Here is a 15467-nt window from a genome sequence, read left to right as displayed (position 1 = left end):
GTCCTTTCGAAAAGCGCACTGCTTCGTGTGTTTTCGTGTTCGAGATTTAGAACAATGGTCGAAGTAGCGATCACGCGGTTGCTGGGGTAGGGTGATCGGGAACACAAAGGAGTCTAGGGAGATCACCTCCCCCGGTCAAGCAGGGGACGGGAAAATGGACTGAAAAGCGCGCCACATCAGCGAAAATCGCTCGGGTAAACCAGCTTCAACGGCGTCATTGAGCCAACGTGCGGTCGCCTGAGAGTTGACCTTTGTACTAAATTTCGAACGTGAAAGGGGTTGCTCCGCATGGAGGACCGTCAGATACCCAAGTGGTCCGAGATCCGGGAACTTCTCCAGTTCCGCAGCTTCGAGATGGATCCCGTGCAGCGCAGGCTTGCCCGGGCGTTCACGATCGCCGACCTTCGGGCGATGGCGCAAAAAACTACGCCGAAGGCGGTATTCAACTACACGGACGGCGCCGCCGAGGAGGAGATCACCATCGCCCGGTGCCGACAGGCCTACCGGGACGTGGAGTTCTCCCCCGCTGTCCTGCGCGACGTCTCGGACCCGGACCCGTCCACCGAACTCCTGGGCCGGACCATCGACTTCCCCCTGGTCCTGGCACCCACCGGATATACGAGGATGATGCACAACGACGGCGAGAAGGCCGTGGCCCGGGTCGCCGCCAGGAACAACGTCCCTTACACGCTTTCAACCGTCGGCACCACCACCGTGGAGGACCTTGCCAAAGCGGTGCCGGACGGGAACAACTGGTTCCAGCTCTACATCGCCAAGGACAGGAGCAAGACCGAGGGCCTTCTGGAACGTGTGCTGGCCAGCGGCTACGAGGTACTGATGGTCACCGTCGACACTCAGGTAGGCGGTTCCCGGGTCAGGGAGCTGCGGGACGGCTTGACCATCCCGCCTACGCTGTCGCCAAAGACCTTTGCGGACATGGCCCTGCACCCGTCCTGGTGGTTCGACAAGCTCACCACCCCGCCCATCGAGTTCGCATCACTGCGCGGCTTCGGCGGAAACTCGGCGGAGGTGGCGGACCAGGTCTTCGATCCCGCCCTGACGTTCGAGGACATCGAGTGGCTGCGGCGGGTATGGCCGCACAAACTGCTCGTCAAGGGCATCCAGACCGTCAGGGATGCCGAACGGGTAGTGAAGTTGGGCTGCGACGGCGTTGTCCTCTCCAACCACGGCGGACGGCAGCTTGACCGCTCGCCCACCATCCTTCGGATCCTCCCCCAGGTCCGGGAAGCCCTGGGGGCCGGGCCCACGGTGCTGATCGACAGTGGGATCATGTCCGGCAGCGACATCCTCGCCGCCGTGGGCCTCGGCGCGGATGCTGCGATGGTGGGCCGGGCCTACCTCTATGGCCTGATGGCCGGCGGCGAGCGCGGTGCCGCCCACGCCGTGAAGATCCTGCGCTCACAGTACGTACGGTCCATGCAGTTGCTGGGCGTCAAGTCCACGGCCGGCATTTCGGGCGATCATGTGGCACTGGCCGGCTGACCGCCAAAGGTGGGCCCCGCTCCCCCGGCCGTCAGCGGTAGCCGAGCTCGGCACTCAAGCGGGCAGCGCCGTCGGCCGCCAGCGCCGACCATTCCTCCACCGGGCGCTGGTTCCAGCGCATGTCCGGAACGGAGATGCTCAGGGCGGCCACCACTGCGCCGGTGTGATCCCGGACCGGCGCAGCCACGCAGGAAACGTCCGGGGTGGACTCCCCGGACTCGAAGGCCAGCCCGGAGGCACGGATCTCGTCCAGGACGTTGGCGAGTGCGTGGGGTTCAGTGATGCTTTTGGGGGTCAGTTTGGCAAGGCCCTTTGCGAAGATGCGCTTGCGTTCGGCGTCCGGCAGGTACGCCAGAAGGGCCTTGCCCACGGCGGTGCAGCTCGCCGGAAGCCGGCCGCCCATGCGCGAGACCATGCGCACGGACTGGGTGCTGTCCACCTTGCAGACGTACACCACGTCCGCGCCGTCGAGGATTCCCACATTCACGGTCTCGTCGCACTCCCTGCCCACGGACTGGGCGATGCGCAGCCCGACGGCGTGCAGGTCCAGCCGTTCGGCGAACGCGTTGCCCAGCCGGAAGACGCTCAGCCCCAGATGGTAGGTGGCAGTGGCATCGTCCCGGCGGAGGTATTTGCGCTCCGTCAGGGTGGTGAGCAGTTCGTGGACGGTGGTCCGCGGAAGGCCGGTTCGTTGCACCACTTCGGGGGCGGAGAGGCCGTGGCGGGCATCCATGAAAAGCTCCAGTACGTCAAGGCTCCTCACGACGGCGGGGGTCAAGCGGGGCACTGGGTGTCCTTTCACGGGCGTACCGGGGCATCATGCGCGTTCCAGTCTACTCGCACCGTTCGAAATATCGCACATTGTTCGACAAAGTACGCCACCAGGAACAACAGTTGAATCCAGGAGGAAACCACATGCAAACAACCCCACAGCAGGTCGAAAACCAGATCGTCGCCGCACACGCAGCGTACGAGGAGGCCCGGGACGTGGAACCGGATGTCCGCGGGTCCTGGCTGGAGGCCATCGCCTCTGCCTTGGAGGCAAACGCGGACGAACTCGTGCGCCTCGGAGCCGGGGAAACCCACCTGGACGAGGGCCGGCTGCGCTTCGAACTGAAGCGCTCCGTCTTCCAGCTGCGCCTCTTCTGCAGCGAACTTCTTGCCGGGGAGCACCTGGACGCGGTCATTGACCACGCCGACCCGGACTGGGGCATGGGCCCCCGGCCGGACCTCCGGAAAGTCAACGTGCCCCTCGGCGTCGTAGGCGTCTTCGGCGCCTCCAACTTCCCCTTTGCCTTCAGCGTGATGGGCGGGGACACCGCCTCCGCCCTGGCCGCGGGCTGCGCGGTGGTCCACAAGATCCATGAAGGACACCTGCAGCTGGCACTGCGGACCGCAGCCATCGTCGAGGAAGCCCTTGCTGGCGCCGGCGCGCCACAGGGACTGTTTTCCGCGGTGGTCGGCCGGCAGGCAGCCGAGGCGCTGGTGGACCACCCCTTGACCAAGGCGATCGGGTTCACGGGCTCCACAGCCGGCGGCCGGGCACTGTTTGACCGGGCATGCCGCCGCCCCACGCCAATCCCCTTTTACGGGGAGCTGGGCAGCATCAACCCCGTGTTCGTCACCGAGCAGGCCTGGGCCCGGCGGCGGGACGCCATCCTTTCGGGGTACGCCGCCTCCTTCACGGCAGGAATGGGCCAGTTCTGCACCAAGCCCGGGCTGCTGTTTGCCCCGGTGGAGGATTCCGACGGCGTGGCGCAGCTTCTTCAGCATGAGCTCGAATCCAAGAGCCTGGCACCGCTGCTTAGCCCGAAGCTGCGCGAGGGTTTCGACGCCGCGCTGGAGAAAGTACGGTCCGCCGACGGCGTGGACGTGCTGGTGCGGGGCGATGACTCCGAAGCACCCCGTCCTACCGTGCTGGCCACCACCGCGGAGGCAGTGCTGGCCCAGCCGGAGCTGCTGGAGCAGGAGATGTTCGGCCCCGCCACCCTCCTGATCCGCTACCGCCCCGGAACGGACCTCGCCAAACTGGCAGCCTTGCTGGAGGGCCAGTTGACGGCCACCGTCCAGGGTGAGCCGGAGGAGAAGCTCGATGACCTGCTGACGGTGCTGCGCGAACGGAGCGGCCGCCTGGTCTGGAATGCCTGGCCCACGGGGGTCAGCGTCACCTACGCCCAGCAGCACGGAGGACCCTACCCCGCAACCACCACCCCCTCCACCACGTCGGTGGGCACGGCTGCCATTGGAAGGTTCATGCGCCCCGTGGCGTACGACTCCTTCGCCCCGGAGCAGCTTCCGCCTGCACTGCGCGACGACAACCCCTGGAACATCACACGGCGCGTGGACGGAATCCACGAACCTGCCGGACAGAAAGCAGAAGCACGATGACAACAGTTAGCCCAGACCAGATCCTGCCCGATGGCGCGGACAAGGCCCTTCTTGTGGGGCGTGTCTGGGACCCGGAGTCCGGTGGACCGCGGGTGGTCTCCGTCCGGGGGCAGGAGGTCTTCGACCATACCGCTGACGTCCAGACCGTCTCGGAGCTTCTGGACCTGGACGACCCGGCGGGGCTGATCACCTCAACCCGTGGCGAGCCCAGGTGGGACCTTGCGGCACTGATCGATGCCTCCTTGAAGCAGGACCGCGAACGCGCCCACCTCCTGGCCCCGGTGGACCTGCAGGTCATCAAGGCCTGCGGGGTGACGTTCGTTGACAGCATGATCGAGCGCGTCATCGAGGAACGGTGCGGCGGGGACTTCCAGAAGGCCGCGGCTGTTCGTGAATCCGTGCTCGCCGTTCTTGGGTCAGACCTCGCCGGGGTGCGGCCCGGTTCAGAGCAGGCCCGGCAGGTCAAAAAGGTGTTTACGGCCAAGGGGATGTGGTCCCAGTACCTGGAGGTGGGGCTGGGCCCGGACCCCGAGGTGTTCACCAAGGCCCCGGTCCTTTCCAGCGTCGGCTTTGGTGCCCGGATCGGCCTCCCCAAGTTCTCGCACTGGAACAACCCGGAACCGGAACTCGTCCTGGTGGTTGACTCCACAGGACGGGTACGCGGCGCCACCCTGGGCAACGACGTGAACCTGCGCGATGTGGAAGGCCGCAGCGCCCTCCTCCTGGGGATGGCTAAGGACAACAACGCGTCCAGTTCCATCGGCCCGTTCGTGCGCCTCTTCACCGATGGGTTCAGCATCGAGTCGCTGCGGAGCGAGGACATCACGCTGACAGTGGAGGGAACCGACGGTTACCGGCTTGACGGGCAGAACAGCCTCTCCCGGATCAGCAGGCCCTTCGAGGAACTGGTGGGCGCAGCCTTCGGCAAGCACCACCAGTACCCGGACGGCTTCGCCCTGTTCACCGGCACGCTCTTCGCGCCCAGCCAGGACCGGGACGAGCCGGGCCTGGGCTTCACCCACAAGGAGGGAGACCGGGTCACCATCCGCAGCGCCCAGCTGGGAGCACTGGTCAACACCACCGGCACCACGGAGGAGCTCCCGCCGTGGAGCTTCGGGATCCGCGACCTCATGGCATACCTGTCGCGGAACGTGCACGTCCCGGCCCACCACGGCTAGGACAAAAAGCGAAGGCAGGGTCCAGGTGCCTGGACCTTGCCTTCGCTTTGCTTTCGGGGAAGCACCGCGGCCGTGGTCAGCCCGCGCTTGACGTGGGAACCGGCGCGGGCGTCTCCCCCGTCCCGGAGCCGGCAGTGGGCGCGGGCGTGGCATAGTCAACGGACGACGTCGGCTGCCCGCCTTCCACGTACTGTCCGGCAGGTGCGGTGGCCATCCCAGTCGCGGCCGGGCCGGGAGCGACCGTTTCCGCAGGTGCCCCGGCCGGTTCCGTGGGTCCGGGGCCACTGAGCGAGGACGCGGGACCGGGAGTGGACTCCGCGCTGGGGCCGGCGGTTGGGCCCGCCGAAGCAGTGGACGCTGCGGGCGCGGAGGAATCGGTGCTGACCGAACTTCCCTTCACAATCGCCGTGATCTGCTCCTTGTACCCGTTGAGCGTGGCCCGGATCTCGGAGAGCGGCACGTCCTGGAGGTGCCGGCCATATTCGGCGATCTGGGCCCACAACGCCTCGAGCTGCTGCCTGCTGGCCGCGTCCAGCGGCCCGTCGAGCGTCAGGACCAGCTGGCTGGCCAGGGCGTAGGCCAGGCAGTCCAGGCAGTTGTAGTTCGCCGCGGCCGACAGGTTCTGCGGCACAATCACATCCGCCTGTCCCACCACCAGCACAACCTGGAATCCCACGGCCACCGCGGCGCAGCCACTGCAGTTGGCAAACGCGTAGGCCTCGTTGGTGGTGGTGACGTCATCCCCGTCCTCGGCCCACACCAGGGCGAACGCCACACTGTATTGGACGGACCCGTCCGTGGTGTTCACGGCCAGCGCCTGGTTTCCGTCGGCCTCGGGCGCGGCGGGCCGGTCGAACGGGAACACCCAGGACGGCGCCGCAGCAGCAGGACCGCCAGTGCCCGGAGCAGCCGCGCCCCCGGTGGAAGCCCCGGAAGCAGTGCGGCCGGCCGGCACCAGCACGATGCTCAGCTGCGGGTTGTCCCGCGTCGGCCTGGCGGTGCCCGCGGGCCACAACGCAACAGTCCGTCCGGAGGCGCCCTCCCGCAGCGCCCCGCCGTCACGGGCGGGAAGGATCGCGCGCGTCGCATCCCCCAGCGTCCCGCGTTCGTACGACTGCACCGGCCGGTACGTCCCGCCGTCGGGCCACCAGGCCCAGGCGAGCCCGGCCAGCACGGCGGCCACGCCGGCCATGGCAACGGTCCGCTGCACCGCCTTGCCGGATGTCTTTCGCCACAGCCCTGTGACCAGCTGCCGCAGCAGCCGGACCACGATGTAGAGAACGCCCAGCAGTGGCACGGCCACCACAACAATCGCCAGTGCACGCACTGCCGCGCCGGCGATATCCCCGGTGGCCAGGCTCGCGGCGAGCGCTTCCTGCTGCTTGCCTGCACTGGCCCAGCCGGTGGCCAGCAGCCGCGGCAGGGACAGCACCATCATCACCATGCTGAACAGCAACACCGGCACGGTCACCAGGACCCAGACGGTGACCACGGCCCGCGCCCACGGCTTGAGCGCCCTGCTGTCCGGGTTCCCCCACCGCCACGGAAGGATCCCCAGGAGGGTGGGCTTGATCCGCTGGAACAGGTCCGGGACACCGGTGGCGTCGGCCAGGATGTGGTAGCCGTCGTACTTCACCAGCGGGATGAGCTGGCGCACCATCTGCAGGATCTGCGTGACCACTACCAGCAGGAGCGCGTCAAAGCCGGTGGCCCACCACAGCCCCATGATGGCCACCGCCACGATCGCGTTGAAGTACAACCCGCCCAGATCGGTGCGGATCCTGCCGCCGCGGCCCAGCCGATAGGAGTCGGTGACGTCCGTGAAGAACGCCGGCCACAACAGGTACAGTCCCGCGCCCATGGCCCCGGGCGTGGCACCGCCCCTGCGGGTGGCGGCGGCGTGGCCGAACTCGTGGAAGCCGGCGGACAGGATGGTGACGGCGAGGATCAGCAGCAGGAGGGCAGGCTGGGCGAAGGCCTCGTGCGTGGCCGAGCCAAGTCCCTTGACCATGAGCACCCACCAGCAGGCCGCCAGGAACGCGGCCGTCACGGCCACCACGATCAGCGGATTGAACAGCACGGCGAACGGCGCGGTGATCCTGCGGGTGCGTTCGGGGTCGGACACGATGTAGCGGAACCGCAGGCCCAGCAGCGGGTTGGATTTTTTGACCTCGGGCTGGGTGCCGTCGGCGAGCCGGAGCACGCCCATGGGCAGCAGTTGCTTGTCCATCAGGGTGCGGACGTTGTCGGCAGACACCAGCCGGCCGGATCCTTCGGACACCTGCCGGGCGATGGCCTCGAGGTCGCGCGTCCCGTCCGCGGCCTCGAGCACCAGGTACAGGAGGCTGGTCAGCTGCAGGGTCTGGCCGTCGGCCCGGCGCACCAGGGCCGGTGGTTCGCGGTAGCCGGACCCCTCCGCCGTGCCGAGCAGCTGGACGCCGTTGGCCCGGGCCGGAAGGTGGGGGCCCGCCGTGGTGGTTCCGCCCGGCGGATCCTGCGCAAAAGTAAGGCGTGACGACGGCGGGCCCGCCTCGGGAGGCGGCCCGCCGTGGGTTTGGGTCATCTTTGCTTACTGCTGCAGGTCGGACTGCTGGCCGGCGGTGGCATTGGCCTCGCCGTCGATGTGCTGCGAGATGGTGGCGCTCTGGTCCGAGATGGCGTACGCCTGGCTGTCGATGGAGCCGATGTTCGCGGCAACGGCCGCATCGATGGGGGCGGCAACGTTGGCGTTGGCAGCCACCGCTCCGTTGATGGGGGCGGCGATGGCGGCGTCGGCGTCCAGGTTCACGTCGACGTTCAGCAGGTTGCCGTTCAAAGCGCCGGCTGCATCGGTCAACCCGCCGGTGCCGGTGGGGGCGGTGGCCCCGAGGGATCCATCAGTGGTCCCGGTGTCAGCGGTTCCCGTGTCTGTGGTTCCCGCGTCAGTGGTGCCGTCCGCCTGGCCGATCACGCTGTCCTGGGTGGAATCGGCGTTGGCGTCGGCCGTGATGCCCTGGTCGATCGCCGCGTCCTGGCTGGACAGGGCCTGCGCGTCCGAGCCGTAGGAGAGGATGTTCGCCGAGGCTGCAGCATCGATGGGCGCTGCCACGTTGGCATTGGCGGCGACGGCAAGGTCGATGGGTGCTGCGGCGTTTATACCCAGGTCCAGGTCCGCGTTCAGGTCCAGGACGGATGCCACTTCCTTGTCCGGCAGGGCTGTAGCCTGCTCCGACATCAGTTCTTCGTCTGTGAGGGGACGCATTTCGTTGTCCATGCTTGAGACCTCCGGTGCCGCGCGGGTGCTCTGCCCCCAGCGGGCAGCCCGCGCCAGACAATAGTAAGCATGGTTAGCAGTTTTGCGCAGGGGCGTGCCGCTCCGTGCTACGACCCGGCCAGTCGAAGGATTTCAGCCGCGACGCCTGCCGCCCCGCCGTGCTGGACGAGGTGCGGCTTGCCGGGAATCTCCAAAAAGGTTCCGTTGGGCGCAGTGGCGGCCAGTTTCTCGCACCAGTCCCGCGGCGCGATGGGATCCCGGGCGCCGCGGATCACAGTGACCGGCTGGCTTATCAGGGCCAGCTGTGCGTCCAGGTCGTAGCCCATCATGACGGGCAGCTCGGTGAGGTACCAGCGCAACCCGGAGCGGGCGTAGTCGGTGAACACCACCGCATTCGCCAGCGGGCTCTCCTTCAGGCAGTCCACACTCAGGGACAGGGACTGGTGGAGGACAGTCCGGCGGGACGGGTCCACCACTGGGCCCAGGAGCGCCACATGGGAAACCAGGTCCGGCCGCTGGACTGCGAGCTCGGTGGCGAACTGCGTCCCCATGGATTGCCCCACCACCACGACGCGGCGGGCCCCCATCTTTTCCAGGACATGGGCCGCATGGGCCGCATAGTCGGCCACGGACAGTTGGCGGTCCGGAGTGGGCGTGCCGCCGAATCCGGGGAGGTCCACGGCCAACGTATCGCCGTGGCGGGCCAGCAGAAGCTGCAGGCGCCGGTAATAACGGTGGGACATTCCGATGCCGTGCAACAGCACAAAGATCGTGCCGGTGGAAGCCGCCGGGCCCGCCAGGAAATGGACGTGGGAGGTCAGTCCCCCCGTGGTGACGATCCGGGGCGTGGGGCGGGGACCCCTTCCGGGCAGGCGCAGCCGGCGCCAGCCGGGTTCAGCGTCAGGTGTTTGCTCGGTTGCGGCGTGCACCGTTGGTCCCTTTCAATTCAAAATACTGCGAGCGATTCACTACCCTAAAGTGGCCAGCGCGGCAGGTGCGCTATGGACGGTGACCAGCGTGTCGGCATCGACCGACCTCACTTCACCGTCGATCTGGTACGGGATGGGCTTGAGGGTGGTGAATCCGTAGCTGCTGACGCTGGGCTGGTCCCCCAGCCCCTTGGTGGCTGCCCGCAGCGCGGTCAGCAGGATCCGCAGCTTGGACCTATGGGGGAAAATCACCACTTCGAACTTGCCGTCCGCCAGCTTGTCGTCCGCTTCGCTCAGGGTGGCGTACTTGGCCATCTGGGCGATGTTGGCAAACACCAGGCTGTCGAATTTCTGCCGCTTGCCCCCGGTGGGCAGGATTTCAAAGGGCTTGAATTTGGAGAAGGTGCGGACCACGGAGAAGGTTTCCTTCAGCGCGCCCTTGCTGCCCTTTTCCAGGCCGATGGCCATGACCGGGGTCAGGCCGAAGCCGATGTAGGAGTGGGCGTACTCGTCAGGGGCGTCGCCGGGCTGCCCTGTGGTGATGCGGAGGAGGTCCATGCGCCGGACGTCACCGGCGGCGATGGCCTGCTCAAGCGGTACCGTGCCCGTGGCGCGCCGGTGGTCATTGGCGTTGCCCGCAGCCATCACTGCGCAGACGGCATCAGGGTTTCCGGCCTGCATGACACCGTTCACCACCTCGTTGTAGCCTCCGTCCCCGCTGACCGAGACCACCAGTACGTCCCCGCCGTCTGCGGCGGCTTCGCGGGCCAGCTGGGTGGCGTGCCCCGCGTGGCTGGTGGGCTGGAGCCTGATCTCCGCCGCATAGGGCAGCAGTTCGGTGAGGCTGGCCCGGAGCTGCTCGGCGAGCGCGGGGGCGTCACCGGTGCTGTTGGGGTTGAAGATGATGCAGATGGAGCGGAACTTTTGCTGTGCACTCATGGCGGCTCCTAGCTGTTGCCGGTGTGGACCAGGCTGTCCGGGTCCTGCTGCTGGGCCGGGGCATCAGCCAGGCCGGCGGGCGTGAGGTCAAGGTGTTCGACGGCGGCAACGCGATCGTGCGCGGCGGCAGGCCCGTGGACGGAAGCGGGGGCGGTGCTGGTGCAGTTGTTGGTCTTCATGTGCGGGGTACTCCTTGGGATGTCACAGGGACGGAAGGTTTGGGAGGGAAGGGCTGCTACGTGTTCTGCCGTGGTTTCCAGCACCTTGGAGCGCCGGCATTTGGAGCAGTGGACGGCCACGGCAATGGTTGAGCTGCGGAAATTCAGGACGGCCTGCGAGTCAACGATCAGGTGGAAGTCGGTGTCGCAGTCGGGGCACCAGGGGTGTTTCCCCCGGGGCTGGAGGGCGTGCCTGGGGAAATAACTGTTGGAGGCAGGGGTGACGGGAAAGGTCACACCAGGGCCCTGTAGCTGCACAGGATGTAATCGGCGGCTGCCGGCCCTGTCATTCGCAGGCTTTGGCCGGGGCGGACGCGCTGGCTCATGGCGTCCCAGAAGAGGTGCTCGGGCTGGGGCTCCTGCTGGGACAGGCTGCACCAGCTGGTGTAGAGGCCGTACAGGGAGTCGTCGTCGAGGGTGCGTCCGGACTCGTGGTCGGGGCAGGTGGCTTCGTGAAGGAATTGGGCAAACTGCGAGTGCGCCATGATGGCTCTTTTCAAAACAAGGTGCAGAGGTGCGCCGGTCGTCTACAGCGGCTTTGAGCCCGGACCTTGCACGTGGTCCGGGCGGTTTGCCGGCGGTCTGGGGACGGACCGGCAGGGCGATAAAAACGAATGGATTACGCCCGGCCGTGGGGCGTCATCAAAATTTATGGCCTCTGGGGTGTGTGGAGATGCGAGGTTTTCCTGAGTAAAGGTGCGAGCGGCCAGGGCGGCCATGCAAACGCTGATCCCTTTACTGAAACCATGTCAACAAATTCTCTACACTCTGGACTTTACCGGCAGCCCGGAGCGCTAAGCAAGCTTAGGCAGTGCCGCGGCCTGGTGGACACCGCCTCTGCGGGCCCCGGGAAACAGCAGAAGGGCGACGGCAGCTGCAGGAATCCTACGTTGCCTTACCATTTCCTATAGGATATGTTACTCACGTCACAACCGAAATACCGCCTTTGAGCCATGGCGGGAGAGCTTTCCGGACCATCAGGCCGGACAGCGCCGTAGGAGCAAATCCTCCCCAGGAATCTCTCAGGCCCCGCACCGCCATGGTCAGGCAACTCTGGAAAGAGCCATCCCAGTGGAAGGCTCGCCGACGGTGCAACCGGAACATGTTCCGGGAATCTCTCAGGCCCCAAAACAGAGCGGGGAGGAAATACAACGTAATCCGGCGCTCCCCCGCGCCCTCCACCCCTTGGAGATTCTTTATGTCCACCACACCTGCCGGGACGGAATCCGCCGGCATTGAACAGTTCGGGTACACCCAGGAACTGAAAAGGACACTCACCTTCAGCGACCTGATGATCTATGGCTTGATCTTCATGGTCCCCATCGCCCCGTTCGCGATCTTCGGCGGCGTCTTCCACGACTCGGGCGGCATGGCGCCGCTGGCCTACATCGTTGCCCTGTTCGCCATGATGTTCTCCGCCAATTCCTACGCGCAGATGGCCCAGGCATTCCCCATGTCGGGCTCCGTCTACACCTATGTGGGCCGGGGCATCGGACGGCCCGTGGGCTTCGTGGCCGGCTGGATGATCCTGCTGGACTACCTCCTCATCCCCTGCCTGCTGTACTTAGCTGCAGGCATTGCCATGAACGGCATCGTCCCCGCCGTGCCGGTGTGGGTCTGGCTGGTTGCCTTCGTCCTGCTGAACACCGTGATCAACTACATGGGCATCCAGTTCACGGCCAGGGTCAACAAGATCATGCTGATCCTGGAGCTCGTTGTCCTTGCCATCTTCCTGGTGGTCGGCCTGGTGGCGCTGGCCCAGGGCAAGGGTCGCGGCTTCAGCTTCGACGCGTTCTTCAACTCCAGCACGTTCTCGCTCCCGCTGCTCTTCGGCGCGGCGTCCATTGCCGTGCTCTCGTTCCTCGGCTTCGACGGCATCTCCACGCTGGCCGAGGAAAACAGCGGCAGCAGCAAGTCACTGGGACGGTCCATGATCGCCGCGCTTGCCATGGTGGGTGTGCTGTTCGTGGTCCAGACCTGGGTGGCCTCCATGCTCGTTGAGGACCCGGCAGCCATCCTCGAAAACGGCGACCCCGGCGGCACCGCCTTCTACGACGCGGCGGCCAACGCCGGCGGGCCCTTCATGTTCGTCCTCACCGCCGCGGCCACCGCCGTCGCCTGGGGCTTCGCCAACGCCCTGGTGGCCCAGGCCGCAACGTCCCGGCTCCTGTTCGCCATGGCCCGGGACCGGCAGCTGCCCCGCTTCCTCAGCAAGATCAGCGCAAAGCACAAGGTCCCGGTCAACGCCACGTTCGTCGTCGCGGTCATCTCGCTGATCCTGGGCATCTACCTGACCATCCTGCCGGACGGGCTGGTGGCAATTTCAGCGCTGGTGAACTTCGGTGCGCTGACCGCCTTCCTGGTCCTGAACATCGCGGTCATCTGGTGGTTCGTCTTCAAGCTGAAGTCCCGCCGCTGGTTCGTCCACCTGGTGTTCCCCCTTGCCGGGGCGCTGATCCTGGCCACGGTGATCTACAACGCCCGCACCGGCGCCCAACTGCTGGGCCTGCTGTGGCTCGTGGTGGGGATCGTCGTCGCCATCGTCCTGTACAAGACAGGGCGGATGGGTAAGGAGGAAGCACCGGCGACGACGGCGGCCGGCGAACCGACAGCTGCGGAGGTCAACTAACCATGACGGTACACAAGCTCGCACCACAGCCCGGCGAATACTCGTACGTGTTCGGCGGCAGGGAACCAATGCTCAGCATCCACCCCGGCGACATCGTGGAGGTCAGCACCGAGGACTGCTTCGGTGGCCGCGTCACCTCCCCGGACCAGCTGCCCAGCCAGGTGGTGCCCTTCAACGAGATGAACCCGGTGTCCGGACCCATCGAGGTGCAGGGCGCGGAACCGGGCGACATGCTGGCCGTCCATTTCGTGTCCATCGTCCCGGCCCGGAAGTACGCCGTGTCCTGCGTGCTCCCGACCTTTGGCGCGCTGGCCGCAACCCGCGAGACGGCAATGTTGAACGAGCCGCTCGAGGAGCGCGTCTGGTTCTACGACATCGACCTCGAGAAGTGGCAGGCAACCTTCCGGGCACGCAACTCTGAGTTCGCCCTGCAGCTCCCGTTGGACCCCATGCACGGCACGGTGGGGGTTGCCCCCGCCGGCGGCGAGGTACGCCTGGTGATGACGCCGTCCACGCACGGCGGGAACATGGACACCCCGGAGGCCCGCGCCGGGACCACGCTGTACCTGCCCGTCAACGTGGCCGGGGCGATGCTGTCGCTCGGCGACGGTCATGCCCGACAGGGCGAGGGGGAAGTCTGCGGAACCGGTCTGGAATCGGCCATGAATTCGGTCATCGCGGTGGACCTCATCAAGGAGGGTGCCGCCGCCTGGCCGCGCCTTGAGAACGACGAGTACATCATGAGCACCGGGTCCACCCGCCCGCTGGAGGATGCGTACCGGATCAGCCAGAAGGACCTCATCGCGTGGACCTCGGACCTGACCGGGATGGACCTGCTGGACTCCTACCAGCTGGTCAGCCAGATGGGCCTGGCACCGGCGGCCAACGTCTGCGATCCCAACTACACCATGGTGGCCAAGCTGCCCAAGTGGACGCTGCAGGGCGCGCAGGCATATGGCGGCGCCCACAGCCGCCTGCGGAAGGCGGCCCAGGACTACACCTCGCGCTAAAAAACCTCACGAAACAACAGGAGCGCTGCGGGCCCACCTCCAGGCCTGCGGCGCTTCTGCCGTTTCCGGCCTCGGCCCGCATGCACGGGAAGCCGAACTTTGCGGTGACCTTGAGGCAATCTTGACCAAACAGGCGCACGTCCTTGAGGGAGCCCGTCCAAAGTGATGCACAAGGGACGGGGAATGCAGCCTTATTGCACCTGGGTACTGGGACCCAGTCAACCCGCGCCCACGTCGGATAAAACCGATGGTCTCAGACGCCTGGCGGCGCTAAGCAGCGGCGCCGCCAGGCAACCACTTCCATCTTCCACACAGGCCAGGGGCCGGCGGCGGAGGCCAAGGGATCAGCGTCGATCCGAAAAGCCGCCGGTTCCCACTTCCTTGGAAAAGTACGACGTCCCGCTACCCGTCCAGCCGCGCCGCGTTGCTGTCCCGCGGCACCACGACGTGCACGGCGTTGCGCTCGATGGTGAAGTCCGCGGGCGTGACCGTGGCAATCTCGCCGTCGAGGTTCACCGGCAGCGGCGGCCCGGTCACCAGCCGGACATGCCGGGTGGTCAGGTGGTGCACGCCGTCGCGCTCAACGAAGCTGCCGTCCCTGAGCAGGCGGGCGATCCGCACGTGCTCCCGGAGCGGCGCCCCGGGGATGGCATAGATGTCCAGTGTGTGGTCGTCGATTCCGGCAGTGGGCGAGACCGCGTTGCCGCCCCCGTAATGCCGGCCGTTGCCCACCGCGACCTGAAGCATGTTATCCAGCTCCAGCGTTTGATGGTCCCCGTCCGGGAACTCGAGCCGGGCCCGGAAGGGCTTGTGCCTGGCATAGGCGCGAACGGCTGCTACGCCGTAGGCCAGCGGCCCCAGCCGCCGCTTCAGCCGCGGACTCAGGCTTTCCGTCACGCCGACCGACAAACCAACTGAAGCGACATTGAGGAACGGCTGGCCATTGGCCCGCCCGAGATCGATGTCCACCACTTTCCCGTCGGCGAGCGCAGCACACGCAGCGTCCAGGCCGTTCGGTATTTCAAGGGTCCGGGCAAGGTCGTTGGCGGTTCCCAGCGGCAGGACTCCGAGTACAGTCCCAGTACCGGCGAGCTGACCGGCAACGTAGGACACGGTGCCGTCGCCGCCGCCCACAACCACCAGGTCGTGCCCTTCGGCAACCACCCGCTTCAGCGTGTCCGGCAGTTCCGCGCCGGAACGGAGGTGGTGCACGGCGGAAACCGGCAGCCCGGCCTGTTCCAGCCTGCCCACCGCCAAGTCCGGCCCCGCCGCTGCCAAACGCGCACCTGCGTTGATGATCACGGCAGCAGAATCAGCATCCCGGGCAGCCTTCATGGCCACCATCCTAGGCGGACGGAACTGGGAGGTTGCTGGTAACGGCGCAGTAACGCGCACGTGATCGACTCGTACTGCGCTTCCC

At 66.8% G+C, this 15467-nt stretch carries 13 protein-coding genes and 2 riboswitches; of the genes, 5 read left to right on the top strand and 8 right to left on the bottom strand.

Annotated elements, in window-relative coordinates; genetic code table 11:
- Positions 1-288: 288 nt before the first annotated feature.
- Entirely contained in the window at positions 289-1503 is a 1215-nt protein-coding gene (locus QF031_RS03890; protein WP_307424353.1) for an alpha-hydroxy acid oxidase, read from the top strand.
- Between the two features lie 31 nt (positions 1504-1534).
- Here QF031_RS03890 and QF031_RS03885 read toward each other — a convergent pair whose 3' ends face one another.
- On the bottom strand, positions 1535-2290 hold the full coding sequence (locus QF031_RS03885; protein ID WP_307424350.1) for an IclR family transcriptional regulator: 756 nt from the start codon (positions 2288-2290) through the stop codon (positions 1535-1537).
- A 128-nt stretch (positions 2291-2418) separates the two neighbouring features.
- Here QF031_RS03885 and QF031_RS03880 point away from each other — a divergent pair, with 128 nt between their 5' ends.
- A complete protein-coding gene (locus QF031_RS03880) occupies positions 2419-3891 on the top strand; it encodes an aldehyde dehydrogenase (NADP(+)) (RefSeq protein WP_307424347.1) in 1473 nt (490 codons plus the stop codon).
- Complete coding sequence (locus QF031_RS03875; RefSeq protein WP_307424344.1) at positions 3888-5069, top strand: fumarylacetoacetate hydrolase family protein; 1182 nt, start codon at positions 3888-3890, stop codon at positions 5067-5069. The genes QF031_RS03880 and QF031_RS03875 overlap by 4 nt, the downstream gene beginning before the upstream one ends.
- Positions 5070-5145: 76 nt before the next feature.
- On the opposite strand, the gene QF031_RS03870 is transcribed toward QF031_RS03875, so the two are convergent.
- The 6 genes from QF031_RS03870 to QF031_RS03845 form a co-directional block, all read right to left on the bottom strand.
- Complete coding sequence (locus QF031_RS03870) at positions 5146-7632, bottom strand: hypothetical protein (protein WP_307424341.1); 2487 nt, start codon at positions 7630-7632, stop codon at positions 5146-5148.
- Positions 7633-7638: 6 nt separating this feature from the next.
- Positions 7639-8310, bottom strand: coding sequence for a peptidoglycan-binding protein (locus tag QF031_RS03865; protein ID WP_307424338.1), 672 nt, complete (start codon positions 8308-8310; stop codon positions 7639-7641).
- A gap of 119 nt (positions 8311-8429) precedes the next feature.
- A complete protein-coding gene (locus tag QF031_RS03860) occupies positions 8430-9251 on the bottom strand; it encodes an alpha/beta fold hydrolase (RefSeq protein WP_307424335.1) in 822 nt (273 codons plus the stop codon).
- A gap of 39 nt (positions 9252-9290) precedes the next feature.
- Entirely contained in the window at positions 9291-10190 is a 900-nt protein-coding gene (locus QF031_RS03855) for a diacylglycerol/lipid kinase family protein (protein WP_307424332.1), read from the bottom strand.
- Between the two features lie 8 nt (positions 10191-10198).
- On the bottom strand, positions 10199-10645 hold the full coding sequence (locus QF031_RS03850; RefSeq protein ID WP_307424329.1) for a hypothetical protein: 447 nt from the start codon (positions 10643-10645) through the stop codon (positions 10199-10201).
- Positions 10642-10893 (bottom strand): hypothetical protein, encoded by a 252-nt coding sequence (locus QF031_RS03845; RefSeq protein ID WP_307424327.1) that lies wholly within the window; start codon positions 10891-10893, stop codon positions 10642-10644. Before QF031_RS03845 ends, QF031_RS03850 begins: the two co-directional genes overlap by 4 nt.
- A 462-nt stretch (positions 10894-11355) precedes the next feature.
- Positions 11356-11455, top strand: a riboswitch (glycine riboswitch).
- A riboswitch (glycine riboswitch) is annotated at positions 11456-11552 on the top strand. It begins immediately after the preceding riboswitch.
- A gap of 54 nt (positions 11553-11606) precedes the next feature.
- Here QF031_RS03845 and QF031_RS03840 point away from each other — a divergent pair.
- Both QF031_RS03840 and QF031_RS03835 read left to right on the top strand, forming a co-directional pair.
- A complete protein-coding gene (locus QF031_RS03840; RefSeq protein ID WP_307424325.1) occupies positions 11607-13037 on the top strand; it encodes an APC family permease in 1431 nt (476 codons plus the stop codon).
- Between the two features lie 2 nt (positions 13038-13039).
- Positions 13040-14047, top strand: coding sequence for an acetamidase/formamidase family protein (locus QF031_RS03835; RefSeq protein WP_307424323.1), 1008 nt, complete (start codon positions 13040-13042; stop codon positions 14045-14047).
- Positions 14048-14449: 402 nt separating this feature from the next.
- Here the strand turns inward: QF031_RS03835 and QF031_RS03830 are convergent, their stop codons facing one another.
- Positions 14450-15382, bottom strand: a complete 933-nt coding sequence (locus QF031_RS03830) for a lipid kinase (RefSeq protein WP_307424320.1) — start codon at positions 15380-15382, stop codon at positions 14450-14452.
- Positions 15383-15467: the final 85 nt, after the last annotated feature.

It is taken from the genome of Pseudarthrobacter defluvii (genome assembly GCF_030816725.1).
Lineage (GTDB): Bacteria > Actinomycetota > Actinomycetes > Actinomycetales > Micrococcaceae > Arthrobacter > Arthrobacter defluvii_A.
The sequence above is the reverse complement of the archived record's forward strand: the minus strand, read 5'-3'. Positions and strand labels throughout refer to the sequence as shown.

Excerpts from the sequence above, each read along its gene's own strand:
- QF031_RS03890 (WP_307424353.1), top strand. The coding sequence starts at position 289 with ATGGAGGACCGTCAGATACCCAAGTGGTCCGAGATCCGGGAACTTCTC.
- QF031_RS03880 (WP_307424347.1), top strand. The coding sequence starts at position 2,419 with ATGCAAACAACCCCACAGCAGGTCGAAAACCAGATCGTCGCCGCACAC.
- QF031_RS03875 (WP_307424344.1), top strand. The coding sequence starts at position 3,888 with ATGACAACAGTTAGCCCAGACCAGATCCTGCCCGATGGCGCGGACAAG.
- QF031_RS03870 (WP_307424341.1), bottom strand. The coding sequence starts at position 7,632 with ATGACCCAAACCCACGGCGGGCCGCCTCCCGAGGCGGGCCCGCCGTCG.
- QF031_RS03865 (WP_307424338.1), bottom strand. The coding sequence starts at position 8,310 with ATGCGTCCCCTCACAGACGAAGAACTGATGTCGGAGCAGGCTACAGCC.
- QF031_RS03855 (WP_307424332.1), bottom strand. The coding sequence starts at position 10,190 with ATGAGTGCACAGCAAAAGTTCCGCTCCATCTGCATCATCTTCAACCCC.
- QF031_RS03845 (WP_307424327.1), bottom strand. The coding sequence starts at position 10,893 with ATGGCGCACTCGCAGTTTGCCCAATTCCTTCACGAAGCCACCTGCCCC.
- QF031_RS03840 (WP_307424325.1), top strand. The coding sequence starts at position 11,607 with ATGTCCACCACACCTGCCGGGACGGAATCCGCCGGCATTGAACAGTTC.
- QF031_RS03835 (WP_307424323.1), top strand. The coding sequence starts at position 13,040 with ATGACGGTACACAAGCTCGCACCACAGCCCGGCGAATACTCGTACGTG.
- QF031_RS03830 (WP_307424320.1), bottom strand. The coding sequence starts at position 15,382 with ATGAAGGCTGCCCGGGATGCTGATTCTGCTGCCGTGATCATCAACGCA.